The organism is Streptomyces sp. HUAS 31 (assembly GCF_028198125.1).
GTDB lineage: Bacteria > Actinomycetota > Actinomycetes > Streptomycetales > Streptomycetaceae > Streptomyces > Streptomyces chartreusis.
Genome location: NZ_CP116353.1, coordinates 7,981,526 through 8,007,026 on the forward strand (window position 1 = coordinate 7,981,526; position 25,501 = coordinate 8,007,026).

General features: G+C 70.5%; 16 protein-coding genes and 1 pseudogene. 12 read left to right on the forward strand and 5 right to left on the reverse strand.

All coding sequences use genetic code 11. The annotated features are described in order from the left end of the window. Positions 1-310: 310 nt before the first annotated feature. The 11 genes and pseudogenes from PGH47_RS35370 (at position 311) to PGH47_RS35420 (ending at position 16,162) form a co-directional block, all read left to right on the forward strand. Positions 311-1,567: a Gfo/Idh/MocA family protein gene (locus tag PGH47_RS35370; protein WP_271666798.1), complete on the forward strand. Its 1,257-nt coding sequence runs from the start codon at positions 311-313 to the stop codon at positions 1,565-1,567. Positions 1,568-1,603: 36 nt separating this feature from the next. Further along, a complete protein-coding gene (locus PGH47_RS35375; RefSeq protein WP_271666799.1) occupies positions 1,604-2,602 on the forward strand; it encodes a sugar phosphate isomerase/epimerase family protein in 999 nt (332 codons plus the stop codon). A 302-nt stretch (positions 2,603-2,904) separates the two neighbouring features. Then, complete coding sequence (locus PGH47_RS35380) at positions 2,905-6,627, forward strand: ThuA domain-containing protein (RefSeq protein ID WP_271666800.1); 3,723 nt, start codon at positions 2,905-2,907, stop codon at positions 6,625-6,627. An 84-nt stretch (positions 6,628-6,711) separates the two neighbouring features. After that, positions 6,712-7,839, forward strand: a pseudogene (locus PGH47_RS35385) (inositol-3-phosphate synthase); the annotation flags it as partial. 329 nt (positions 7,840-8,168) lie between these two features. Then, on the forward strand, positions 8,169-9,227 hold the full coding sequence (locus PGH47_RS35390; RefSeq protein WP_271666801.1) for an SCO3242 family prenyltransferase: 1,059 nt from the start codon (positions 8,169-8,171) through the stop codon (positions 9,225-9,227). Positions 9,228-9,669: 442 nt separating this feature from the next. After that, positions 9,670-10,584 (forward strand): sugar phosphate isomerase/epimerase family protein, encoded by a 915-nt coding sequence (locus PGH47_RS35395; RefSeq protein ID WP_271668224.1) that lies wholly within the window; start codon positions 9,670-9,672, stop codon positions 10,582-10,584. Continuing rightward, a complete protein-coding gene (locus tag PGH47_RS35400; RefSeq protein WP_271666802.1) occupies positions 10,581-11,471 on the forward strand; it encodes an EboA domain-containing protein in 891 nt (296 codons plus the stop codon). Before PGH47_RS35395 ends, PGH47_RS35400 begins: the two co-directional genes overlap by 4 nt. Next, positions 11,471-12,391 (forward strand): TatD family hydrolase, encoded by a 921-nt coding sequence (locus PGH47_RS35405; protein ID WP_271666803.1) that lies wholly within the window; start codon positions 11,471-11,473, stop codon positions 12,389-12,391. Before PGH47_RS35400 ends, PGH47_RS35405 begins: the two co-directional genes overlap by 1 nt. A 3-nt stretch (positions 12,392-12,394) precedes the next feature. Next, positions 12,395-13,564 (forward strand): metabolite traffic protein EboE, encoded by a 1,170-nt coding sequence (gene eboE, locus PGH47_RS35410; protein WP_271666804.1) that lies wholly within the window; start codon positions 12,395-12,397, stop codon positions 13,562-13,564. Further along, on the forward strand, positions 13,561-15,006 hold the full coding sequence (locus tag PGH47_RS35415; protein ID WP_271666805.1) for a nucleotide pyrophosphatase/phosphodiesterase family protein: 1,446 nt from the start codon (positions 13,561-13,563) through the stop codon (positions 15,004-15,006). The genes eboE and PGH47_RS35415 overlap by 4 nt, the downstream gene beginning before the upstream one ends. A gap of 115 nt (positions 15,007-15,121) precedes the next feature. Further along, a complete protein-coding gene (locus tag PGH47_RS35420) occupies positions 15,122-16,162 on the forward strand; it encodes a sugar phosphate isomerase/epimerase family protein (protein WP_271666806.1) in 1,041 nt (346 codons plus the stop codon). 65 nt (positions 16,163-16,227) lie between these two features. Here the strand turns inward: PGH47_RS35420 and PGH47_RS35425 are convergent, their stop codons facing one another. From PGH47_RS35425 to PGH47_RS35445, 5 genes are all read right to left on the reverse strand, one after another. Beyond that, positions 16,228-17,616, reverse strand: coding sequence for an OFA family MFS transporter (locus tag PGH47_RS35425; protein ID WP_271666807.1), 1,389 nt, complete (start codon positions 17,614-17,616; stop codon positions 16,228-16,230). 1 nt (position 17,617) lies between these two features. Beyond that, on the reverse strand, positions 17,618-19,006 hold the full coding sequence (locus PGH47_RS35430; RefSeq protein ID WP_271666808.1) for an OFA family MFS transporter: 1,389 nt from the start codon (positions 19,004-19,006) through the stop codon (positions 17,618-17,620). 121 nt (positions 19,007-19,127) lie between these two features. Next, positions 19,128-21,272, reverse strand: a complete 2,145-nt coding sequence (locus PGH47_RS35435) for an acetate--CoA ligase family protein (RefSeq protein WP_271666809.1) — start codon at positions 21,270-21,272, stop codon at positions 19,128-19,130. 4 nt (positions 21,273-21,276) lie between these two features. Beyond that, a complete protein-coding gene (frc, locus tag PGH47_RS35440; RefSeq protein WP_271666810.1) occupies positions 21,277-22,527 on the reverse strand; it encodes a formyl-CoA transferase in 1,251 nt (416 codons plus the stop codon). Positions 22,528-22,537: 10 nt separating this feature from the next. Further along, positions 22,538-24,220, reverse strand: a complete 1,683-nt coding sequence (locus PGH47_RS35445; protein WP_271666811.1) for a thiamine pyrophosphate-binding protein — start codon at positions 24,218-24,220, stop codon at positions 22,538-22,540. A 146-nt stretch (positions 24,221-24,366) separates the two neighbouring features. On the opposite strand from PGH47_RS35445, the gene sucC reads away from it, so the two are divergent. Beyond that, positions 24,367-25,500, forward strand: coding sequence for an ADP-forming succinate--CoA ligase subunit beta (gene sucC / locus PGH47_RS35450; RefSeq protein WP_030950509.1), 1,134 nt, complete (start codon positions 24,367-24,369; stop codon positions 25,498-25,500). Position 25,501: the final 1 nt, after the last annotated feature.

Genomic DNA, 25,501 nt, shown 5'->3' on the forward strand with positions numbered 1-25,501 from the left:
GTCCGACGCGGCCGAGGGGCCCGTCGGGCAGGGCCGGGAGCGTCCGGCGGATCGGGCCGGCCCCGGCCGTGGTGCCGGGACACGGGCCGACCGGCCGGGGACCGAGGGCGCCGGGCACGGGGGCGGCGGTCGGGTCAGGGATGCCGCCGAAGCGGCTGAGGCACGGCGAATCGTTCGCCGGCGAGCGCACGAGCGTGCTCGCCGCGCGGGAACGGCCCGCCGCCCCCGCTCCGGCGGGCCCGACAGGTGACGATTGCGCAGGACGCCCCGAAACCCCCCACCGCGGCACGACGACGAGGAGGACCATCGCATGGGACAGCCGCAGCAGCCCGAAGAGGCCGAGGCGGAGGCACGGGCCACGGCCGGCGAGGCGGGAGTGCCGGTCACGGGGACCCACAAGCCACCACTGCGCGTCGGGATGGTCGGCTACGCCTTCATGGGCGCCGCCCACTCGCAGGGCTGGCGCACCGCGGGCCGTGTCTTCGACCTCCCTCGCACCCCGGTCATGACCGCGATCTGCGGACGGGACGCCACGGCCGTGCGCGCTGCCGCCGAACGCCACGGCTGGGAGTCGGCGGAGACCGACTGGCGTGCGCTGATCGCACGCGACGACATCGACCTCGTCGACATCTGCACCCCGGGCGACAGTCATGCCGAGATCGCCCTCGCCGCGCTGGCCGCGGGCAAGCACGTCCTGTGCGAGAAGCCCCTCGCGAACACCGTCGAGGAGGCCGAGGCGATGGCCGCGGCCGCGGAAGAGGCGTACGGGCGCGGTCAGTTGGCGATGGTCGGCTTCAACTACCGCCGGGTGCCCGCCACCGCGCTGGCCCGCAGCATGGTCGCCGAGGGTCGCCTGGGCACCCTGCGCCATGTGCGGGTGACGTACCTCCAGGACTGGCTGGTGGACCCCGAGTTCCCGCTGACCTGGCGGCTGCGCAAGGAGCTGGCCGGTTCGGGCGCGCTCGGCGACCTGGGCGCGCACATCATCGACCTGGCGCAGTACCTGGTGGGGGAGCAGCTCGGCGGGGTGTCCGCGATGACGGAGACCTTCGTGAGGGAACGGCCGCTGCCCGGCGGACCCACGAGCGGTCTGTCCGCCGTCTCCGCGCACGGCACCGGCCAGGTCACCGTCGACGACGCCGCCGTCTTCACCGGCCGCTTCCCGTCCGGCGCTCTCGCCTCCTTCGAGGCCACCCGCTACGCCACCGGCCGCAAGAACGCCCTGCGCATCGAGCTCAACGGCGAGCTCGGTTCGATCGCGTTCGACCTGGAACGGCTCAACGAGCTCTCCTACCACGACGGCAGGGAACCGGGCGCGCACGCCGGCTTCCGCCGCATCCTCGTCACCGAACCCGACCACCCCTACCTGGACGCCTGGTGGCCGCCGGGTCACGGCCTGGGCTACGAGCACACCTTCGTCCACCAGGCCCGCGACCTGGTCCACGCCGTCGCCGAGGGCCGCCGGCCGCAGCCGTCCTTCGCCGACGGGCTCCAGGTGCAGCGCGTGCTCGCGGCGGTGGAGGAGAGCGCCGAGAAGAACTCCGTCTACACCCCGATCGCCGTCTGAACCACCCCGATAGCGGCCTGAGGAGGCTGACGCGCAATGCCGCGTACGTTCACGCTGTTCACCGGTCAGTGGGCCGACCTGCCGCTGGAGGAGGTCTGCCGGCTCGCCCGCGACTTCGGCTACGACGGGCTCGAACTCGCCTGCTGGGGCGACCACTTCGAGGTCGACAAGGCCCTGGCCGACCCGTCGTACATCGACTCCAGGAAGGCCCTGCTCGACAAGTACGGCCTCAAGTGCTGGGCGATCTCCAACCACCTGGTCGGCCAGGCGGTGTGCGACGCCATCATCGACGAGCGCCACCAGGCCATCCTGCCGGGCGAGGTGTGGGGCGACGGGGACCCGGAGGGTGTCCGGCAGCGCGCCGCGGCCCGTATGAAGGACACGGCGCGAGCCGCGGCCGCCTTCGGCGTCGACACGGTGATCGGCTTCACCGGCTCCGCGATCTGGCACCTGGTCGCCATGTTCCCGCCCGCGCCCGAGTCGATGATCGAGCGCGGCTACGAGGACTTCGCCGAGCGCTGGAACCCGATCCTGGACGTCTTCGACGCGGAAGGCGTGCGCTTCGCGCACGAGGTCCACCCGAGCGAGATCGCCTACGACTACTGGACGACACAGCGCGCCCTGGAAGCCGTCGGCCACCGGCCCGCCTTCGGCCTCAACTTCGACCCCTCCCACTTCGTGTGGCAGGACCTCGACCCGGTCGGGTTCCTGTGGGACTTCCGCGACCGCATCTACCACGTCGACTGCAAGGAGGCCCGCAAGCGCCTCGACGGCCGCAACGGCCGTCTCGGCTCACACCTGCCGTGGGGCGACCCGCGCCGCGGCTGGGACTTCGTCTCGGCCGGGCACGGCGACGTCCCCTGGGAGGACGTCTTCCGGATGCTGCGCTCCATCGACTACCAGGGGCCCATCTCCGTGGAGTGGGAGGACGCCGGCATGGACCGGCTCCAGGGCGCCCCCGAGGCGCTGAAGCGGCTGAAGGCCTTCGACTTCGAGCCGCCCAGCGCGTCCTTCGACGCCGCGTTCAACAGCTGAACCACGGACCCGGCGCAGGTCGGGGAACGGGGACCGGAGATACCGCCGGTCCCCTCTCCGACCTGCGCGAATCCCGCTTTGTCCTGCGATGGGAAAAAGTTCAACAGATCCTGACGCAAGGGGTGTTCGCCCCGGACGTACGCGGATACCGTCCCTGAAGTGTTCAGGACACACGGAAGTGTTCATCGCACACAGAAGTGTTCAGGGCACAGCCACCTCCGGGGTGACGGCGCACCCCGGCGCCCGCACCGCACGTCCACGCACCCACCCCGTACGGCACACCCCGTTCCCGGAGGGACTTCGTGCACAGAACCAGACCCCGAAGCACCCGCACCCCCAGGCGCCCCAGCCTTCGTACCGCCGTCGCCCTGCTCACCGGCCTGCTCCTCGCGGTCGGCACCCCGGCGACCGTCGCCGGCGCCCACCCCGGCCACCCGGAACACGACGAACCGGCAGCCGCCGAGGGCCAGTTCCAGCAGGTACCGCTCGCCAAGGGCGAACCCGAGATGGGCGAGCCGATGTCGCTCGCCGTACTCCCGGACCGCAGTGTCCTGCACACCTCGCGCGACGGCACACTGCGCCTCACCGACCAGGGCGGCGTCACCAAGGTCGCCGGCAAGCTCGACGTCTACAGCCACGACGAAGAGGGCCTCCAGGGTGTCGGCATCGACCCGGACTTCGAGAACAACCGGGCGATCTACCTCTACTACGCTCCGCCGCTGGACACCCCCGCGGGCGACGCCCCGGAGACCGGCACCGCCGACGACTTCAAGAAGTTCGACGGCGTCAACCGCCTCTCCCGCTTCACGCTGAACGCCAATGGCACACTCAACACGGCCAGCGAGAAGAAGGTCATCGACGTCGCGGCGTCCCGCGGCACCTGCTGCCACGTCGGCGGCGACATCGACTTCGACGCGGCCGGCAACCTGTACCTGTCGACCGGCGACGACACCAACCCCTTCGCCTCCGACGGCTACACGCCGATCGACGTCCGCGAGGGCCGCAACCCCGCCTTCGACGCCCGCCGCAGCTCCGGCAACACCAACGACCTGCGCGGCAAGATCCTGCGCATCAAGGTCGCCGAGGACGGCTCGTACACCGTCCCGGAGGGCAACCTCTTCGCCGCGGGCACCGAGAAGACCCGTCCCGAGATCTACGCGATGGGCTTCCGCAACCCGTTCCGGATGAGCGTCGACGACAAGACCGGCATCGTGTACGTGGGTGACTACGGCCCCGACGCGGGTGCCGCTTCGGCGACGCGCGGCCCGGCCGGACAGGTCGAGTTCGCGAAGGTCACCAAGGCCGCGAACTTCGGCTGGCCGTTCTGCACCGGCAACAACGACGCCTACGTCGACTACGACTTCGCCACCGGCACCTCCGGCGCGAAGTTCGACTGCGCCGCGCCGAAGAACACCTCGCCGTACAACACGGGCCTCACCGACCTGCCGCCCGCGCAGGCCGCCTGGATCCCGTACGACGGCGGCTCCGTGCCCGAGTTCGGCACCGGCTCCGAGTCCCCGATGGGCGGCCCGGTCTACCGCTACGACCCCGACCTCGAATCCAGCGTGAAGTTCCCCGAGTCCTACGACGGCGACTTCTTCGCCGGCGAGTTCGGCCGCCGCTGGATCAAGCGGATCGAGCAGAACGAGGACGGCTCCGTCGCGAAGATCAACGACTTCCCGTGGACCGGTACCCAGATCATGGACATGGAGTTCGGCCCCGACGGCGCGCTCTACGTCCTCGACTACGGCATCTCCTGGTTCCAGGGCGACGAGCACTCCGCGCTGTACCGGATCGAGAACGCCGAGGACGGCTTCTCCCCGATCGCCGAGGTGAGCGCCGACAAGACGTCCGGCGCGGCCGGCCTGAAGGTCAAGTTCACCGGCTCCGCCAAGGACGCCGACTCCCCGGACCTCACCTACAGCTGGGACTTCGGCGACGGCACCAAGGGCGAGGGCCTCAACCCCACCCACCAGTACAAGAAGGTCGGCACCTATACCGCCACCTTCACCGCCAAGGACCCCGAGGGCAACACCGGCAACGCCAGCACCCGGATCGTCGTCGGCAACACCGAGCCCAAGGTGAGGATCGACATCCCGGGCAACGGCGCGCTGGCCGAGTTCGGCAAGCCGGTCCCGTTCAAGGTGACCGTCACCGACCCCGAGGAGACGGTCGACTGCTCCAAGGTCAAGGTCGCCTACAGCCTCGGCCACGACTCCCACGCCCACGAGCTGACCAGCGAGATGGGCTGCGAGGGCACCCTGACGCCGCCCGCCGGTGACGGCGGTCACGACCCCAACGCCAACATCTACGGCGTGGTCGGCGCCAGCTACACCGACGGCGGGGCGAACGGCCAGGAGGCCCTGACCGGCACCGCCCGTGCCGTGCTCCAGCCGCTGCACCGCCAGGGCGAGCACTTCACCACCCAGTCGGGCGTGTCGGTGATCGACAAGACCGGCGCCAACGGGGGCAAGACCGTCGGAAACATCGACGACGGCGACTGGATCGCCTTCACCCCCTACCGGTTCGACGGACAGAAGAAGATGACCGTGCGGGCCTCCTCCGGCGGCGCGGGCGGCTTCATCGAGGTGCGCACCGGCTCCCCCGAGGGACCGCTGCACGGCTCGGCGTACATCCCGCCGACCGGCGGCTGGGAGACCTTCCAGAACGTCGACGTGCCGCTGCGGGCGCTGCCGAAGAAGACCACGGAGGTCTACCTGGTCTTCAAGGGCGGTGAGGGCGCGCTCTACGACGTGGACGACTTCGAGTTCTCCAAGGAGCCGTTCAAGGGCGGCAAGAAGGTCCTGGTCTTCTCCAAGACCGCCGGCTTCCGGCACGACTCCATCCCGGCCGGCGTCGCGGCCCTGAAGGAGCTCGGCGGCCCGGCCGGTATCACGGTCGACGCCACCGAGGAGGCCAAGCAGTTCACCACCGCCAACCTCGCCAAGTACGACGCGGTGGCCTTCCTGTCCACCACCGGTGACGTGTTGAACGCCGAGCAGCAGAAGGCGTTCGAGAACTACGTGGCCGGCGGCGGCGGATACATGGGCATCCACGCGGCCGCCGACACCGAGTACGACTGGTCGTTCTACGGCGGCCTGGTCGGCGCCTACTTCGACTCGCACCCGGCCATCCAGAAGGCCACGGTCCGCGTCGAGGACCACGACCACCCGTCCACCGCGCACCTCGGCGACGCCTGGGAGCGCACCGACGAGTGGTACAACTACCGCACCAACCCGCGTGCGCAGGCCAAGGTCCTCGCCACCCTGGACGAGACCACCTACCAGGGCGGGAACATGAAGGGCGACCACCCGATCGCCTGGTGCCAGAGCTACGGCGGCGGCCGGTCCTTCTACACCGGCGGCGGCCACACCAAGGAGTCCTACGCCGACGAGGCCTTCCGGGCCCATCTGCTCGGCGGCCTCCAGTACGCCACCGGCCAGGTGAAGGCGGACTGCAAGCCGAGCAAGGACTACCGGAAGATCTTCAACGGCCAGAGCCTGGAGGGCTGGAAGCAGGCCGGTCCCGGCAAGTTCAACGTCAAGGACGGCACCCTGGAGACCGAGGGCGGCATGGGCCTGCTCTGGTACCAGGCCAAGGAGCTGAAGTCGTACTCGCTCAAGCTCGACTGGAAGATGCAGGGCGACGACAACTCCGGGATCTTCGTGGGCTTCCCGGCCTCCGACGACCCCTGGTCCGCGGTGAACAAGGGCTACGAGATCCAGATCGACGCGACAGACGCGCCCGACCGCACCACGGGCTCCGTCTACTCGTTCAAGTCGGCGAACATCAAGGCCCGTGACCAGGTTCTGCGGCCGCCCGGCCAGTGGAACTCCTACGAGATCAAGGTCCAGGGCGAACGCCTCCAGGTGTTCCTCAACGGAGTCAAGATCAACGACTTCACCAACAAGGACCCCGAGCGGAGCCTGACCGACGGCTACGTCGGCCTGCAGAACCATGGCGCCGACGACCAGGTCTCCTTCCGCAACATCCAGTTGAAGGAACTGCCCGTCCAGGGCGACTGAACGGCGGCGGGCGGGGGACGCCGGACCCCCGCCCGCCGTCTCCACCCCTCCCCTTGAGGCTCGCGCACGACCAGGAGGCTGCCCATGTCCGCGTCCCTCTCCCGACCGCGTGTGGGAGTGTGGCTGATCGGAGCCCGAGGTTCCGTCGCCACCACCGTCGTCACGGGGTGCGCCGCCATCACGGCGGGGCTGCATCCGCCCACCGGCATGGTGACCGAGACCTCGGCGTTCACCGGCAGCGGCCTGCCCGCGCTGTCCGACCTCGTCTTCGGCGGCCACGACACCCTCGACTGCCCCCTGCCAAAACGCGCCGAGACCCTGACCGCCGGCGGCGTCCTCCCGCCGGGCGTCGCCACCGCCGTCGCCGCGGAACTCGCCGCCGCCGACCGCGAGATCAGGCCCGGCGGCCCCACGCCCGGGGACACCCGGAGCGAGGCCGAGCTGATCACGGCCTTCAGCGACGACATACGCGACTTCGCGCGACGCCATGAGCTGGAGCGGACGGTCGTGGTGAACGTCGCCTCGACGGAACCCGCGTCCGCCGGGCCCGGCACCCCGCTGCCCGCCAGCACCCTGTACGCGCTGGCGGCGCTGCGCGCGGGCTGCTCCTACGTCAACTTCACGCCCTCCGAGGGCATGCACCACCCCGTCGCCGCGGCCGAGGCCGAGCGGAGCGGGCTGCCGTACGCCGGCCGGGACGGCAAGACCGGACAGACACTGCTGCGGGCCGTCCTGGGCCCGATGTTCGCGCAGCGGGCGCTGAACGTGCGGGCCTGGTCCGGCACGAATCTGCTCGGCGGCGGCGACGGCGCGGCACTCGCCGACCCGGCCGCGGCGGCGGCGAAGAACGCCGGCAAGGAACGCGTCCTCGCCGACACTCTCGGCACTGTCCCCGAGGGCGAGGTCCACATCGACGACGTCCCGGCCCTCGGTGACTGGAAGACCGCCTGGGACCACATCGCCTTCGACGGCTTCCTCAGCACCCGCATGATCCTCCAGACCATCTGGCAGGGCTGCGACTCGGCCCTCGCGGCCCCCCTGGTACTGGACCTGGCCCGCCTCACCGCCCGAGCCCACGAGACCGGCCTGACCGGCCCCCTCTCCGAACTGGGCTTCTACTTCAAGGATCCGGTGGGAGAGGGCCCGGCGAGCTTGGGGGAGCAGTACAGGGGGTTGGTGGGGTTGGGGGTTCGCCTCCGGCGGGCGGGGGGTGATCCTGATGCGCTGGGGGCGGCGGTCGGGGCTGCGGTCGGGGGTGAGCGCGGCGGGCATCGCGAGGCGGGGGAGGAGAGTGCGGCTCAGGGCGCCGGCCGGCTCGGGGGTGCCCGGGATGCTGCCGCTGAGGGCGTCGGCCGACTTGGGGGTGCCCGGGATGCTGCCGCTCAGGGCGCCGGCCGGCTCGGGGACGCCCATGGGGCTGCAGCCGTGGGTGCGGTGACTCGGGGTGAGGCCCCCGGCGGGGGCGCGGGGCGCCGCGAGCACAACGAGGAGCACGCCGCCCAGGGCGACGATCCGCGCGAGCCCGCTGAGGGGGAGCGCCCGTGAGCCGTAGCCCTATCCGTGCCTGGGCCGAACTGCTCCGGCTGCCCGCCCTGTTCACCGTCCCCGGCGACGCACTCAGTGGTGCCGCCGCTGTCGGCGCCCGGCCCAACTCCCGGACCTTGCTCGCCATCGGCTCCTCCCTCTGTCTCTACGAGGCCGGCATGGCCCTCAACGACTGGGCGGACCGCGCGGAGGACGCCGCCGAACGCCCCCACCGCCCCCTCCCGTCCGGCCGCGTCCACCCGGTGGCCGCCTTCACCGCAGCCTGCGCTCTGACGGGTGCCGGCCTGGCCCTGGCCGCTCGCGCCGGCCGCCCCGCTCTCGCCGTCGCCGTGCCCCTCGCGGCCACCGTCTGGGCGTACGACCTCGCCCTCAAGCACACCCCGTGCGGCCCCGCCGCCATGGCCACGGCCCGTGCCCTGGACCTCGTCCTCGGCGCCGCGGCCACCACGGGCCGCACCCGCGCGGCACTCCCGTCCGCCGCCCTGCTCGGCACCCACACCCTCGCGGTCACCGTGGTGTCCCGCCAGGAGACAAAGGGCGGTTCACCCCTGGCACCCCTCGCGGCCCTGACGACGACGGCCCTGCTGAGCCGCCTGCTGGCCCACCGCCCGACCGGCGTCCCGTCGGAACGCCCCTCGACCGCGGGACCGGGCGATGCCGATGGGGTGGCGACCGCCACCGGCCGCCCGTCGGTCATGTCGGGCTCCCTGCTTGCCATTGCCGAGCCCGCGGCCGACGGCCGTGAACGACCTGGGCCCGCCCACGCCCGGCGGATCACCCCACCGCGGTCTGCCGACTCCGCCTGGTCGCCGGGCCGAGCCCTGACCATGGCCCTCGCCGCCACCTACGCCGCGACCGCCGGTCGTCCTTACTTCCACGCCACCCTCAACCCGTCACCTCCGCTCACCCAACGAGCCGTCGGCGGCGGCATCCGCGCCACGATCCCGCTCCAGGCCGCACTGTCCGCCCGCTCCGGAGCCGGCCTCACCGCCCTGCTCATCGCAGGACTCGCCCCGCTCGGCCGGCGGTTCGGAAGGAAGGTGAGCGTGACATGAGCCGGACGACGACCGTGCCGGGTCACTCGGGCGGGGTGGCCCCGCGAGGCGAGGGGCGACAGGAAGGTGAGCGGCGTATGAGCAGCGTGACGGCGGTCCCGTGTCTCTCCGCGGGGGCGGCCTCGCGATGCGAGGGGCGACAGGAAGGTGAGCGGCGTATGAGCAGCGTGACGGCGGTCCCGTGTCTCTCCGCGGGGGCGGCCTCGCGATGCGAGGGGCGACAGGAAGGTGAGCGGCGTATGAGCAGCGTGACAGCGGTCCCGTGCCTCTCTGCGGAGGCGGCCACGCGAGGCGACGGCAGCAGGAAGGGCAGCGTCAAATGACCCCGACGACGCCCACCCCCGGGCACTTCGCCGCCCCGCGAGCCGACGGCGACCTTCACGGCACCGGCACCGGCACCGGCACCGAACGCGCCCCCGCCCCCGTCGCCGATGCACCCGCCATGACCCCCCTCCGCTTCGGCTACGGCACCAACGGCCTCGCCGATCTCCGTCTCGACGACGCCCTCGCCCTGCTCGCCGACCTCGGCTACGACGGCGTCGGCCTGACCCTCGACCACATGCATCTCGACCCGCTCGCCCCGGACCTGGCCGCCCGCACCCACCGCCTCGCCAAGCGGCTGGACGCGCTCGGTCTGGAGGTCACGGTGGAGACGGGCGCCCGCTATGTGCTCGACCCGCGCCGCAAGCACGGCCCCTCCCTGCTGGACCCCGACCCGGAGGACCGAGCCCGCCGCGTCGACCTGCTGATCCGTGCCGTCCGCGTGGCCGCAGACCTCGGCGCCCACGCCGTGCACTGCTTCAGCGGCATCACCCCGCCGGGAACGGACCCGACCACCGCCTGGCACCGCCTGACCGACGCGCTCACCCCGGCCCTGGAGGCCGCCACCACCGCCGGCGTCCCCCTCGCCGTCGAACCCGAACCCGGTCACCTCCTCGCCACCCTCGCCGACTTCGACCGGCTCCGCCGCACACTCGGCGACCCGGAACACCTCGGGCTCACCCTCGACATCGGCCACTGCCAGTGCCTCGAACCCCTCTCCCCGGCCGACTGCATCCGAGCCGCCGCCCCTTATCTGCGCCACGTCCAGATCGAGGACATGCGCCGCGGCATCCATGAACACCTCCCCTTCGGCGACGGTGAGATCGACTTCCCACCCGTCCTCGCCGCCCTCGCCGCCACCGGCTACCTCGGACTCACCGTCGTCGAACTGCCCCGCCACTCCCACGCGGGCCCCCACTTCGCCGAACGCTCCCTCCCGTTCCTCCGCAACGCCGAGGCCGCGGTCACCAGAACACCCGTACTCGTCCCACCCCATGGCGATCCCTCCGCCACCCCCGAAGGGAGCACTTCATGACCCACCCCCGCACCACCCCGGCCACCCCGGACGCGGACACCGAAAGCCACCCGCCCACCGAGGGCCACGCACCTGCCGACGCCCACGCACCCACCGAGGGCCCCTCGCCCACTGAGGGTCATCAGCCCACCGAGAACCCCCTGCCTACCGAGAGACAGGCGGACAGCGAAGCCCAGGCGGATGCCACGCACCCGGCAGACCCCGAGGACGACAGACCCCTCGCTCTCACCCCGCCCACCGAGCTACGCGCCCACCTCGCCGCCCGCCTCCACACGGCCGCCCGCGCCTGGCTCCACCGAGCCCTCGACGAGGCCGCCGCCAACCCCGGCACCCACGGCCCCATCTCCGTGTGGGAGCTGCGCATCGCCGAGGCCGGCCGCCGCTGCGGCCCGGACCACGCCGACGCCGCCCGCGTCCTCATCCTGCACGCGGCCCGCGCCGACACGGACGCCCTCAGCCGGGTCTACTTCCAGGGCACCGGAGCCGAACGCCGCGCCGTCCTGCACGCGCTGCCCCACCTCGTCACCGGGCCACAGGCCCTCCCGCTCGTCGAGGACGCCCTGCGCACCAACGACACCCGGCTCCTCGCCGCCGCCGTCGGCCCGTACGCCGCCCGGCACCTCGACTCCCACCAGTGGCGGCACGCGGTCCTGAAGTGCCTGTTCACCGGCGTCCACGTCGAGACGGTCGCCGAACTGGACCGCCGTGCCCACCGGGACACCGAACTCGCCCGCATGCTCGGCGACTACGCCGCCGAACGCACCGCCGCGGGCCGCCCCGTGCCCGAAGACCTGTACCGCGTCCTGACCTTGACCGACCCCACGGCCACCCCACCCGCGCCCGCCGCCCAGCGCGGCGACCGCGGCACCGACGGCAAGGAGTCCTGATGCGCCTCTTCGACCCCCACATCCACATGACGTCGCGCACCACCGACGACTACGAGGCGATGTACGCCGCCGGCGTCCGTGCCGTCGTCGAGCCCTCCTTCTGGCTCGGCCAGCCCCGCACCTCTCCCGCCTCCTTCCTCGACTACTTCGACTCCCTCCTCGGCTGGGAGCCCTTCCGCGCCGCGCAGCACGGCATCGCCCACCACTGCACGCTCGCCCTCAACCCCAAGGAGGCGAACGACCCGCGCTGCGTACCCGTCCTAGACGAACTGCCCCGCTATCTCCTCAAGGACCAGGTCGTCGCCGTCGGCGAGATCGGCTACGACTCGATGACCCCCGCCGAGGACATCGCCCTCGCCACCCAGCTCCAGCTCGCCGCCGCCCACGAGCTGCCGGCGCTCGTCCACACCCCGCACCGCGACAAGCTGGCGGGTCTGCGCCGCACCCTCGACGTCGTCCGGGAGTCGGCCCTGCCCGCGGACCACGTCCTGGTGGACCACCTCAACGAGACCACCGTCAAGGAGGCCAAGGACAGCGGCTGCTGGCTCGGCTTCTCCGTCTATCCCGACACCAAGATGGACGAGGAGCGGATGGTCGCGATCCTGCGCGAGTACGGGCCCGAGCAGGTGCTGGTGAACTCCGCCGCCGACTGGGGCAGGAGCGACCCCCTGAAGACCCGCAAGGTCGCCGACCTGATGCTCGCGGAAGGCTTCGACGAGGACGACGTCGACCGGGTGCTGTGGCGCAACCCCGTCGCCTTCTACGGACTCAGCGGCCGCCTCGACCTCGACGTCGCCGCCCCGGACGCGACCCACGAGGGCAACTCCATCCTCCGTGGCGCCCCGAAGGACCTCGACGAAGGGCCGGGCAGAGCACCGGGACAGGGGGACGCTCCCGTCGCCCCGGCCCCGGGAGCGTGAGCCATGCGCTTCCGCCACCCCGACGGCTCCACGGTCCACCTCGCCTACTGCACCAACGTCCACCCGGCCGAGACCCTCGACGGCGTCCTCGCCCAACTCCGTGACCACTGCGAGCCGGTCCGCCGGCGGCTCGGCCGCGACCGCCTCGGCATCGGCCTTTGGCTCGCCAAGGACGCCGCGCACGCTCTCGTCACCGACCCGTCCGCACTGCGCGGCCTGCGCACCGAACTCGACCGGCGCGGCCTCGAGGTCGTCACCCTCAACGGCTTCCCTTACGAAGGGTTCGGCGCCGAGGAGGTCAAGTACCGCGTCTACAAGCCGGACTGGGCCGACCCCGCACGCCTCGAGCACACCACCGCGCTGGCCAGGGTCCTCGCCGGTCTCCTCCCCGACGACGTCACCGAGGGCAGCATCTCCACCCTTCCCCTCGCCTGGCGCACCGCCTACGACGACCACCGTGCCGAGACGGCCCGCGTCGCCCTGCGCACCCTCGCCGAACGCCTCGACGCCCTCGCGGAGTTGACCGGCCGCGACATCCGCATCGGCCTCGAACCCGAGCCCGGCTGCATAGTGGAGACCACCGGCGATGCCCTCGCCCCGCTCGCCGCAATCGGACACGACCGCATCGGCGTCTGTGTCGACACCTGTCACCTCGCCACCTCCTTCGAAGATCCGCTGCCTGCGCTGGACGCACTTACAGAAGCCCGCGTCCCCGTCGTCAAATCCCAGCTGTCGGCCGCACTGCACGCCGAGCACCCGCACCTCCCCGAGGACCGCGAGGCCCTCGCCGCCTTCGACGAACCCCGCTTCCTGCACCAGACCCGCACCGCCACCGCCGCCGGCCTGCGCGGCACCGACGACCTCGGCCAGGCCCTCGACGGCGAGGCACTCCCCGACGCCTCCCCGTGGCGCGCCCACTTCCACGTCCCGCTCCACGCGGCCCCCGCCGCACCCCTCACCTCCACGCTCGACGTCCTCAAGGGCGCCCTGGCCCGCCTCGTCGGCGGCCCGCACCCGCTCACCCGCCACCTCGAGGTCGAGACCTACACCTGGCAGGCCCTTCCGGCCGAGCTGCGCCCCCGCGCCCGAAGCCAGCTCACCGAGGGCATCGCCGCCGAACTCACCCTCGCCCGCGACCTGTTGACCGACCTCGGCCTCAAGGAGCTGCCATGACCGAGCCACCAGAACCGGCAGCCCCGGCCACCCACCGCGCAACCGGCGCGGACGCCACCGCCGCCGGCCGACCCACCCCCCTTCTCGTCCTGGACGTCGTCGGCCTCACCCCCCGTCTCCTCGACCACATGCCCCACCTCAAGACGCTCGCCCGGTCCGGCTCGCAGGCTTCCCTCGGCACCGTCCTGCCCGCCGTCACCTGCGCCGCCCAGTCCACGTTCCTCACCGGCACCCACCCGTCGGAGCACGGCATCGTCGGCAACGGCTGGTACTTCCGCGACCTCGGCGACGTACTCCTGTGGCGCCAGCACAACGGCCTTGTCACCGGCGACAAACTCTGGGACGCCGCCAGGCGCGCCCACCCCGGCTACACCGTCGCCAACATCTGCTGGTGGTACGCCATGGGCGCCGACACCGACATCACCGTCACCCCCCGTCCGATCTACTACTCCGACGGCCGCAAGGAACCCGACTGCTACACCCGGCCGCCCGCCCTGCACGACGAACTCACCGAGGAACTGGGCACCTTCCCGCTCTTCCACTTCTGGGGCCCCGGCGCGGACCTCGCCTCCAGTCGCTGGATCATCGACGCCACCCGCCACATCATCCGCACCCGCCACCCTGATCTGACGCTGTGTTACCTCCCGCATCTCGACTACGACTTGCAGCGCTTCGGCCCCGACGACCCGCGCTCCCTCAAGGCCGCCGCCGACCTCGACGCGGCCATGGCCCCGCTCCTGGACGACGCGCGGGCAGAGGGACGTACCGTCGTGGCGCTCTCCGAGTACGGCATCACCCGCGCGGACCGGCCGGTCGACATCAACCGGGCCCTGCGGCGCGCCGGACTGCTGGAAGTGCACACCCAGGACGGCATGGAGTACCTCGACCCGATGGCGTCACGCGCCTTCGCCGTCGCCGACCACCAGATCGCCCACGTCTACATACGCAGGCCGGAAGACCTCGACGCGACCAGGGAAGCGCTCGCCGGACTGCCCGGCATCGAGCAACTCCTCGACGACGAGGGCAAGAAGGCCCACCATCTCGACCATCCGCGCTCCGGCGAACTCGTCGCCGTGGCGGAGCCGGACGCCTGGTTCACGTACTACTACTGGCTCGACGACGCCCGCGCGCCCGACTTCGCGCGACTGGTCGAGATCCACCGCAAACCCGGCTACGACCCGGTCGAACTCTTCATGGATCCCCTCGACCCCTACGTCAAGGTCAAGGCAGCGACCGCGCTCGCACGCAAGAAGCTCGGCATGCGCTACCGCATGGCGGTCGTGCCCCTGGATCCGTCACCTATTCGCGGCAGCCACGGCCGCCTTCCCGCGAGCGACGACGAAGGTCCGCTCCTCATCTGCTCCACCCCCCGCGCTGTCGGCGACCGTGTCGCGGCCACCGACGTGAAGTCACTCCTGCTCCAACTCGCCGGTCTCGGCTGACGGGTCACGACCGGCGCGCACCAGCTCGCCGGTCCCACCGGCCCGTCACTTCCGACTGGTCCCCAGTGAAGCACTCACCACTGACAACGGCCTTCGATCACAAGGAGTTCCAGGCATGAGCCGCTTTTCCCAGACGGACCCCGAACTCACCCACCGCCTCAGCAGACGAGGCATGCTCGGCGTTGCGGCGGGCGCCACGGCCGCCGCTCTGGTGGGCGCGGCCACCACCCCCGCTACCGCTGCCCCCGCCGCGGCATCCCACGGCGGCGGCCGCGGCCGTCCCGTCCTGCCGCCCGGGCGCCTCGGCATCCAGCTCTACAGCCTGCGGGACAAGGTCTCCACCCTCGGCTTCGCACCCGTCTTCGCCGAGCTGGAGAAGTACGGCTACGACGAGGTGGAGTTCGCCGGATACACCCAGGGCTCGGCCGGCCCGATCACCCTCGCCCAGCTCAAGCGGCTGGCCAGGAACCACGGCCTGAACCCGATCGGCAGCCACGTCGGCTACTACTCCGACGACCCGAACGCCTACACCTTCGCCCAGAACCTCACCAAGGTCCTGGACGATGCCCAGGCCCTCGGCCTCAAGCACATAGGCACCGCGTCCGGACCGTTCCGCTACGGCTCCACCGTCGACGCGTGGAAGCGCGCCGCCGAGGAGTTCAACACCTACGGCGCGGCGGCCAGGGCGCGCGGCATGAAGTTCTACCAGCACAACCACTCCGAGGAGTTCTCCTTCGCCACCGACAACCCCAAGGTCCGGCTCTACGACGTGCTGCTCGCCGAGACCGACCCCGACCTCGTCTTCCTGGAGATGGACATCTACTGGGCCTACTCGGGCCAGTTCCGCTTCTCCAAGCGCCCCGACGGCTCACCCGCCCCCTTCGAGCCGCTGAACTACGTCCTGAAGCAGCCCCACCGCTACCCGCTCTTCCACGTCAAGGACGGCGTGAGCGACCCGTCCGACACCTACGGCTACCGCATGGTGGACGTCGGCGACGGCGACATCGACTACAAGAAGTTCATCTCCGCCGTGACCCGGCTGCGCGGCCGGCACACCGACCACCACTGGCAGGCGGAGCACGACAACCCGACCGAGTCCTTCACGTTCGCCCGCCGCTCCAGCGAGCACCTGCACTCGCTGCGGGACAAGTGCTGACGGACGTACCACGATGAGGAGGCCCTCCCCGGGATCGGGGAGGGCCTCCTCATGTGAGCGACTCGTCAGCGAGCGGGACTCGGCACCGCCGTGCGCCCCGGTTGGCGCAGCAGCAGCGCGATGGCCGCCGCCACGATCGACACGCCGCCGGCCAGCGCGTAGGCGCCGTCGTAGCCCCAGGCCGCGACGACCACGGAGCCCAGACCGCCGCCGAACAGGCCGCTGATCAGCTTGCCGCTGTAGACGAGGCCGTAGTTGGTCGCGTTGAAGTTCTCCCCGAAGTAGTCCGGGGTGAGCGCCGCGAACAACGGGTAGAAGGCGCCGCCGCCGAACCCGGACAGGAACGCGAAGAACAGGAACAGCCACTCGCTCCTGAGGTCTCCGGCCCAGATCACGCCGAACTGGGCGAGACCCAGCACGACGATCACGAACACCAGGGTCGACTTACGGCCCCACCGGTCCGACAGCCAGCCCACGACGCCGCGGCCGATGCCGTTGATGACCGCCATCACGCCCATCGACGACGCCGCGACCAGCGGGCCGAAGCCCACCTCCTTGGCGTAGTCGACCTGGAAGGAGATGCCGAAGATCGACACCCCGGCGGTCAGCACCACGGACAGCCACATCAGTGGCAGCATGCCCGTCCTGATGGCCTCCCGCGGCGTGTACTGCTTCACCGCCGGAGGGTTCTTGGCCAGGCTCGTCGCGTTCTTCTCGCTGCCCGCGTACGACAGGGGATCGATGTCCGCGGGCCACCAGTTCTTCGGCGGGTCCTTGAAGAAGAACGCGCACCCGAACACGACGATCATGATGTAGCAGCCGATGAGGTCCAGCACCCGGTGGTAGTTCGCGGTGTCGAACCCGTAGTTGAAGATGAAGATGAACGGCAGCGATCCGTAAGCGAACCCGCCATTGACGAACCCGGTCCGGGCGCCGCGCCGCTCGGGGAACCATTTGCCGACCATGTTGATGCAGGTCGCGTAGACCAGGCCGGCACCGATGCCGCCGATGACGCCGAAGCCGAGGATCGCCAGCCAGACGTTGCCCATGTGCGACAGGGCGAGGAACCCCAGCAGACACATGCCGGAGCCGATGTACATGGCGGACCGGGCCGTCAGGATGCCCTTCTCGCGCAGCCAGCCCGCCGGGAAGGCTATGCCGGCCTGGAAGAACACCCAGACGCTCAGGATCCAGAAGGTGTTGCTCTGCGTCCAGCCGTGCGCGTGGGACAGGGTGTCCTCCGCTGAGCCGTACGCGTATTCGAAGACGCTGATGGCCATCATGGCGATCCACGGGAGATACACCATGATCTTGCGCGAGTGGCCGAGGAGGTCGCGGTCGGTCTCGCCGACGCGGTAGACGCGACCTCGTGCGTCGGTCACCTCGCGGTAGGGACGGTGTGCGGCGTCGGATTGTGCGGACGAGCTGTTTGCTGCGTACGGATCTGCCGTCATGTCAGGCCGTGTCCTCGCCGAGAGGTTGGGGGTTGGGTGCGATTTCGCGCGAGTTCTTGTCGCGTCCCGGCGGACTGAGGAACAGGGCCACGCAGCCGGCGAACAGGGAGATGGAGCCGGCCAGGATGAAGGCACCGGAGTGCCCCCAGGCGCTCACGACCACGGCGCCCATGCCCGCGCCGAGACCGGAGACCAGCTTGGCGCTGTAGACCATGCCGTAGTTGGACGCGTTGTTGTTCTCACCGAAGTAGTCGGCGGTGAGGGCCGCGAACATCGGGAAGATGGCGCCGCCGCCGAAGCCGGAGATCGCCGAGAAGATCAGGAAGAACGTCAGGTGCTTTGCCTCGGCCGACCAGAGGATGCCGTACTGGGCGAGGCCCAGGATGACGCAGACGGCGAGCAGGCACCGCTTACGGCCGTACAGGTCGGACAGCCAGCCGATCACGCCGCGGCCGGTGCCGTTGACGACCGCCTTCAGCGACATGGCCGTGGCGACGATGCCGCCCGCGAACCCGGCCTCCTCGCCGATGTCCACCTGGAAGGCGATACCGAAGATGTTCACGCCGGAGGTGCACGCCAGGCAGAACCACATCAGCGCGACCCGGCCGGTCTTCCAGGCCTCCAGCGGGGTGTACTGGCGCACCGCGGGCGGGTTCATCCGCAGCGAGCGGGCCGCGCGCGGGTCCTTCGGAGGGTTGAGCGGGTCGATCTCCGCGGGCCACCAGTTCTTCGGCGGGTCCTTGAAGAAGAAGCCGGCCGCCCCCACCATCAGGGCGAGGAAGACACCGACCGAGACCAGCACCCAGCGGAAGTTGGTCAGGTCCATGTAGCCGGTGAAGAGGAAGACGAAGGGCACCGAGCCGTAGGCGAAACCGCCGTTGACGAAGCCGGTCTTGCCGCCCTTGCGCTCCGGATACCACTTGCCGACCATGTTGACGCAGGTGGCGTACACCATGCCCGCGCCCATGCCGCTGAACATACTGAAGCCGATGTAGGCGACCACGACATGTGGTGCGTAGGCCAGCGAGAGATAGCCCAGGAACGTACCCGCCGCACCCAGCATCATCGCGAAACGGGCCGGCAGCTTGCCGGACTCGCGCAGCTTGCCTGCGGGGAAGGCCACCGCGGCCTGGAAGAACACCCAGACCGTCATCATCCAGAAGATGTGCGCACTGGCCCAGTGGTGCGCTGTGTGGAGCGTGTCCTCGGCGGACGCGAACGCGTACTCGGCGGAGGAGATGCCCATCATGCCGACCCAGGGCAGGATCACCATCCACTTGCGCTTGCGCCCCATGATGTCGACGTCTGTCTCGCCGACGCGGTAGACGCGTCCGTTCTTGTCGGTCACCTCCCGATAGGCGGCGACTCGCGTAACGTCAGTAGTAGTCACGTTAATTGCACCCCTTGCGTCGAAAGTTCTGGCCAGCGCCCCCTGTCCAATGCCTTTCGTGCGCGCGCGGGTCCCGGGGCCGGCCGACGCGCACCGTCGGCCGGCCCCCCGCTGCCTCACCTCATGAACCGCCCCCCAACAGTCCCGCCGCCCGTGCCCAGCGGTACTTGGCGCCGAGCACGGCCACCGGCTTCTCGGTCGTGTACGGGTACGCCACGACCCCTCGCTCGTACAGGTACTGGCAGGCCTCCTCGACCTCCACGTCACCCGCGAGCGACGCGACGACGGGCTTCTCTATGCCGCGCTCCCGGAACTCGGCCACCACGCGCGCGGTGAGCTCCGCGAAGACCATCGGGGGAGTGACGATCGTGTGCCAGTAGCCCAGGACCAGCGAGTGGATGCGCGGGTCCTCCAGGCCGAGCCGGATCGTCGCCTCGTACGTCGACGGCGGCTCGCCGCCGGTGATGTCGACCGGGTTGCCCGCCGCCCCGAAGGGCGGGATGAACTTCCGGAAGGCATCGTCCAGGTCCGGCGGGATCTCCATCAGGGTCAGGCCGTTGTCGGTGACGGCGTCCGAGAGCAGCACACCGCTGCCGCCGGCGCCCGTGATGATCACGACGTTGTCGCCCTTGGGAGCCGGCAGGACCGGCAGCCCGCGTGCGTACTCGAGCATGTCGTTCAGTCCGGGCGCCCGGATGACACCGGCCTGCTTCAGGATGTCCTCGTACACGGCGTCGTCGCCGGCGAGGGCTCCGGTGTGCGACCCGGCTGCCTTCGCGCCCGCGGCGGTACGACCCGCCTTGAGGACGACGACCGGCTTCTTCGGCACGGTCGCCCGCGCGGCCTCGACGAAGGCGCGCCCGTCCTTGAGGTCCTCCAGGTGCATCGCGATGCACTCGGTGTGCGGGTCCTCGCCGAACCAGGTCAGCAGGTCGTCCTCGTCCAGGTCCGACTTGTTGCCGAGGCCCACGATCGCCGACACGCCAGTCTTCGTGGTCCGCGCGAAGCCCAGGATGGCCATGCCGATGCCGCCGGACTGCGAGGTCAGCGCCACCCCGCCCTTGACGTCGTACGGCGTGCAGAACGTGGCACACAGGTCCTGCCACGTCGAGTAGTAGCCGTAGATGTTCGGACCGAGCAGCCGGATGCCGTGCCGCTCGGCGATGGCCACGATCTCGTCCTGGAGTTCGTGCTCACCGGTCTCCGCGAACCCGGAGGGGATCAACACGGCGTTGGGGATCCCCTTGCGTCCCACCTCCTCCAGGGCCGAGGCCACGAACTTGGCGGGGATAGCGAAGACCGCCACATCCACCTCACCGGGAACGTCCGTGACACTCTTGTACGCCTTGCGGCCCAGAATGTCATCGGCCTTGGGGTTCACCGGGTGGATGTCCCCGGCGAAACCTCCGTCGATGAGGTTGCGCATGACCGAATTGCCGATCTTGCCCTGCTCGTTGGACGCGCCGATGACCGCGACCGACGACGGCTGCATCAGCCGGCGCATCGAGGTGAGGATCTCCTCGCGCGAGTAGCGCCGGCGCGGCTTCGCGGGCGCCTCGGAGAGGATCACGCGGATGTCGGCGGCGATCGCGCCCTCCGCGGTGGCGATCACCGGGTTGAGGTCCACCTCGGCGATCTCCGGGAAGTCCGCGACCAGCTGCGACACCCGGCGGATCTGCTCGGCGATCGCCCACCGGTCCACGCCCGCCTGGCCGCGCACGCCGTGCAGGATCTCCGCCGACCGGATCGAGTCCAGCATCGACAGCGCCTCGTCGGCGCTCACGGGCGCGAGCCGGAAGGTGACGTCCTTGAGGACCTCGACGAGCACTCCGCCGAGCCCGAAGGCGACCACCTTGCCGAACGTCGGGTCGGTGACGGCGCCGACGATGACCTCCTGCCCCTGCGGCAGCAGTTCCTGCACCTGGACGCCCTCGATGCGGGCGTCCGCGTCGTACGCGCGAGCGTTGTCGACGATCTTGTGGAACGCCGCCCGTACGTCCGTCGCACCCTCGACGCCGACGATCACGCCGCCCGCGTCGGTCTTGTGGAGGATGTCCGGCGAGACGATCTTCATCACCACGGGACCGCCGAAGCGCGCCGCGTAGGCCACCGCCTCGTCGACGTCCGTCGCGAGCTCCTCGCCCGGTACGGCGATCCCGTACGCGTCGGCGATCACCTTGCCCTCGGGCGCGGTCAGCGCAGTACGTCCCTCGGCCCGCACGGAGTCGAGGAGCGCCCGCACCCTGAGCTCGCGGTCTTCGGCCATCACGTCAGATCACTCCGTTCGACTTGAGCAGGCGCAGCTCCTCGTCACCGAGGCCGAGCTCGCCGATGTAGACCTGTTCGTTGTGCTCGCCGAGCAGTGGCGAACTGCTCACCTCGACCGGGGAGTCGGAGAGCTTCAGCGGGCTGCCGACGGTCACGAACTCGCCCCGCTCGGGGTGCGGCACGGTGACGACCATCTCGTTGTCGACCAGCGAGGAGTCCTCGATGATCTCCTTGGTCGAAAGGATCGGCCCGCACGGGATGTTGTGCGTGTTGAGCCGCTCCAGCACCTCCCACTTGGGCAGGGTCGAGGACCACTCCTCGATCAGCTGGAACATCTTGTTGAGCTTGGGCAGCCGGGCCTCGGGCGTCGCCCACTCGGGGTCGTCGGCGAGTTCGGGCCGGCCGATGAGCTCGCTCATCGGCTTCCAGCCGACGGGCTGCACGATGACGTACACGTAGTCGTTCGGGCCGCCGGGCGCGCACTTGACCGCCCAGCCCGGCTGGCCGCCGCCGGACGCGTTGCCCGAGCGGGGAACTTCGCTGCCGAAGTCCTCGTTGGGATATTCAGCGAGCGGCCCGTGTGTCAGGCGTTGCTGATCCCTCAGCTTCACCCGGCACAGGTTGAGTACGGCGTGCTGCATGGCCACGTTGACCCGCTGCCCACGCCCGGTGTTCTCGCGCTGGAACAGCGCCGCGAGAATCCCCGCGACGGCGTGCACACCCGTCCCCGAGTCCCCGATCTGGGCTCCGGTCGCCATCGGCGGCCCGTCCTCGAAACCGGTGGTCGACATCGACCCGCCCATGGCCTGCGCGACGACCTCGTACGCCTTGAAGTTGGTGTACGGGCCTTCGCCGAACCCCTTGATGGAGGCGTAGACGATACGTGGATTGATCTCCTGGATGCGGTCCCAGGTGAAGCCCATCCGGTCCACCGCGCCCGGCCCGAAGTTCTCGACCATGACGTCGGAACGCCGGATCAGCTCGGTCAGGATCTCCTTGCCGCGCTCGGTCTTGGTGTTGAGGGTGATGCTCCGCTTGTTGCAGTTGAGCATCGTGAAGTAGAGGGAGTCGACGTCCGGGAGGTCGCGCAACTGCTTGCGCGTGATGTCACCGGTCGGCGCCTCCAGCTTGACGACGTCCGCGCCGAGCCAGGCGAGCAACTGGGTCGCGGAGGGCCCGGACTGGACGTGGGTCATGTCCAGGACGCGGATGCCTTCGAGAGCCTTGGACGGAATACCCGTCGTGCCGGTCATGCAGGCCTCCTCACTTGTACATGGTCTGGTTCATGGTTCCGGGGGCGTACGCGTCCGGGTCGACCCAGACGTTGATCAGCGACGGCTTGCCGGACTCGCGGGCACGCTGCAGCGCGGGGCCGATGTCGGCGGGGTCACGGACCTCCTCGCCGTAACCGCCCAGCATCTGCGCGAACTTGTCGTAGTGGACGTCGCCGAGGGTGTTGCCGACCCGCTCGCGCTCCAGGCCGTACTTCTGGGCCTGGCCGTAGCGGATCTGGTTCATCGAGGAGTTGTTGCCGACGATGCCGACGAAGGGGAGGTTGTAGCGGACGAGCGTCTCGAAGTCCCAGCCGGTGAGGGAGAACGCCCCGTCGCCGAAGAGCGCGACGACCTCCTTGTCGGGCCGCGCCTGCTTGGCCGCGAGCACGAACGGCACCCCGACGCCGAGCGTGCCGAGCGGACCCGGGTCCATCCAGTGGCCCGGCGACTTGGGCTGCACGACCTGACCGGAGAAGGTGACGATGTCGCCGCCGTCGCCGATGTAGATCGAGTCCTCGGTGAGGAAGTCGTTGATCTCGCTGACCAGTCGGTACGGGTGGATCGGCGAGGCGTCCGACTTCAGGCTGGGCAGCCGCTTCTCCAGGGCGGTCTGCTCGGCCGCGCGCAGCTCGTCGAGCCACTCCTTGCGCCTGGACGCGCCGCCGTTGACGCGCCCGGAGGCGGCCTCGGTGACCGACTTCAGCACCAGTCCGGCGTCGCCGACGACACCGAGGTCGATGTCGCGGTTCTTGCCGACGGTGCGGTAGTCGAGGTCGATCTGCACGACGGTCGCGTCCGGGGACAGCCGCTTGCCGTAGCCCATGCGGAAGTCGAAGGGCGTGCCGACGATGACGATGACATCGGCGTTGGAGAACGCGTACCGCCGCGACAGCTGGAAGTGGTGCGGGTCGCCGGGTGGCAGAGTGCCACGGCCGGCGCCGTTCATGTAGGCCGGAATGTTGAGGGTGCGTACGAGCTCGATGGCCGCCTCGGTGCCACGTGTCGTCCATACCTGGCTGCCGAGCAGAATGGCCGGCTTCTCGGCGTGGACCAGCAGGTCGGCGAGCTTCTCGATCGCCTCGGGGTCGCCGGCCGAGCGGGTGGAGGCACGGTAGGCCCCCTCCTTCGGCACACGCGCCTTGCTCACCGGCACCTTCGCGTCGAGCACGTCGCGCGGGATCTCCAGGAAGGAGGGCCCGGGCGCACCGTGGTAGCACTCGCGGAACGCCATCGACACCATGTCCGCCGCGCGTGCCGTGTCCGGCACGGCCGCCGCGAACTTGGTGATCGGCGTCATCATGTCGACGTGCGGGAGGTCCTGGAGGGACCCCATCTTGTGCTGGGTGAGCGCGCCCTGGCCGCCGATGAGCAGCATCGGTGACTCGGCGCGGAAGGCGTTGGCGACTCCGGTGACGGCGTCGGTGGTGCCCGGGCCCGCGGTGACCACCGCGCATCCCGGCTTGCCGGTGAGACGGGCGTAGCCGTCGGCGGCGTGGGCGGCGACCTGCTCGTGACGGACGTCGACGACCTCGATGCCCTCGTCTACGCAGCCGTCGTAGATGTCGATGATGTGGCCGCCGCACAAGGTGTAGATGCGGTCGACCCCCTCGGCCTTCAGAGCCTTGGCAACGAGATGACCACCGGAAATGACGTCCTGGGTGTCGTCGGGCATGGCGAAGTCCTGTCCCTTCGTAGGGGGGGTGGAACGGCTCTCGCGGTACATTGCATACAGTCGACGAATACTGTATGAACCTTGTTATCCCGCATCCAGTGGGTGGTGTCCAGGGGGCGTGCGGCACTTTTGAGTCAGGAGCCGGAATGGACCTGTACGAACACCAGGCAAGGGAACTCTTCGAAGAACACGGCATCTTGGTGCCACGGGCGGAGGTCACGGACTCACCCAAGGAAGCCCGCGAGATGGCCCGCAGGCTCGGCGGCCGAGTGGTGGTCAAGGCGCAGGTGAAGACCGGTGGCCGGGGCAAGGCCGGCGGTGTGAAGGTCGCCGCGGACCCGGCGTCGGCCGAGATCACGGCCCGCCAGATCCTCGGCATGGACATCAAGGGCCACACGGTCGGCAAGGTGATGCTGGCCCAGCCCGTGGACATCGAGACCGAGTTCTACGTGTCCTACGTACTCGACCGCGCGGCGGGCGGCTTCCTCGCGATCGCCTCCGCCGAGGGCGGCATGGAGATCGAGGAGGTCGCCGCCACCCGGCCCGAGGCCGTGGCCCGTATCCCCATCGACCCGGCCGAGGGCGTAACCTCGGCGAAGGCCGGCGAGATCGCCGAGGCGGCCGGCCTGCCGCCACAGACCGTCGACGTACTCGTCAGACTCTGGGAGGTGCTGGTCCGCGAGGACGCGCTCCTGGTCGAGGTCAACCCTCTCGTGCGCACCGAACAGGGCCAGATCCTGGCCCTCGACGGCAAGGTCACCCTCGACGACAACGCCCGCTTCCGGCAGGCCCGATGGGGCGCCGAGGGCGTCGAGCACGACGACGCGCTGGAGGCGGCGGCCGCGGCCAAGGGCCTCAACTACGTCAAGCTCGACGGCGAGGTCGGCATCATCGGCAACGGCGCGGGCCTCGTCATGTCGACGCTCGACGTCGTCGCGGGCTGCGGCGCCCGACCCGCCAACTTCCTCGACATCGGTGGCGGCGCCTCGGCCCAGATCATGGCCGACGGACTCTCCGTCATCCTCTCCGACCCGGACGTGAAGTCCGTCTTCGTCAACGTGTTCGGCGGCATCACCGCCTGCGACGCGGTCGCCGACGGCATCGTGCAGGCCCTGGACAGCGTCCAGTTGACCAAGCCGCTCGTCGTACGCCTCGACGGCAACAACGCCGCCCGTGGCCGCGCCATCCTCGACGGCCGCGCCCACCCCCTGGTCCAGCAGGCCACCACCATGGACGGCGCCGCGCTGCGGGCCGCCCAACTCGCCTCCGCCACAGCCTGAG

Coding starts and splice junctions, on each gene's coding strand:
- PGH47_RS35370 (WP_271666798.1), top strand. CDS start 311: ATGGGACAGCCGCAGCAGCCCGAAGAGGCCGAGGCGGAGGCACGGGCC.
- PGH47_RS35375 (WP_271666799.1), top strand. CDS start 1,604: ATGCCGCGTACGTTCACGCTGTTCACCGGTCAGTGGGCCGACCTGCCG.
- PGH47_RS35395 (WP_271668224.1), top strand. CDS start 9,670: ATGACCCCCCTCCGCTTCGGCTACGGCACCAACGGCCTCGCCGATCTC.
- PGH47_RS35400 (WP_271666802.1), top strand. CDS start 10,581: ATGACCCACCCCCGCACCACCCCGGCCACCCCGGACGCGGACACCGAA.
- PGH47_RS35405 (WP_271666803.1), top strand. CDS start 11,471: ATGCGCCTCTTCGACCCCCACATCCACATGACGTCGCGCACCACCGAC.
- eboE (WP_271666804.1), top strand. CDS start 12,395: ATGCGCTTCCGCCACCCCGACGGCTCCACGGTCCACCTCGCCTACTGC.
- PGH47_RS35415 (WP_271666805.1), top strand. CDS start 13,561: ATGACCGAGCCACCAGAACCGGCAGCCCCGGCCACCCACCGCGCAACC.
- PGH47_RS35420 (WP_271666806.1), top strand. CDS start 15,122: ATGAGCCGCTTTTCCCAGACGGACCCCGAACTCACCCACCGCCTCAGC.
- PGH47_RS35425 (WP_271666807.1), bottom strand. CDS start 17,616: ATGACGGCAGATCCGTACGCAGCAAACAGCTCGTCCGCACAATCCGAC.
- PGH47_RS35435 (WP_271666809.1), bottom strand. CDS start 21,272: ATGGCCGAAGACCGCGAGCTCAGGGTGCGGGCGCTCCTCGACTCCGTG.
- frc (WP_271666810.1), bottom strand. CDS start 22,527: ATGACCGGCACGACGGGTATTCCGTCCAAGGCTCTCGAAGGCATCCGC.
- PGH47_RS35445 (WP_271666811.1), bottom strand. CDS start 24,220: ATGCCCGACGACACCCAGGACGTCATTTCCGGTGGTCATCTCGTTGCC.
- sucC (WP_030950509.1), top strand. CDS start 24,367: ATGGACCTGTACGAACACCAGGCAAGGGAACTCTTCGAAGAACACGGC.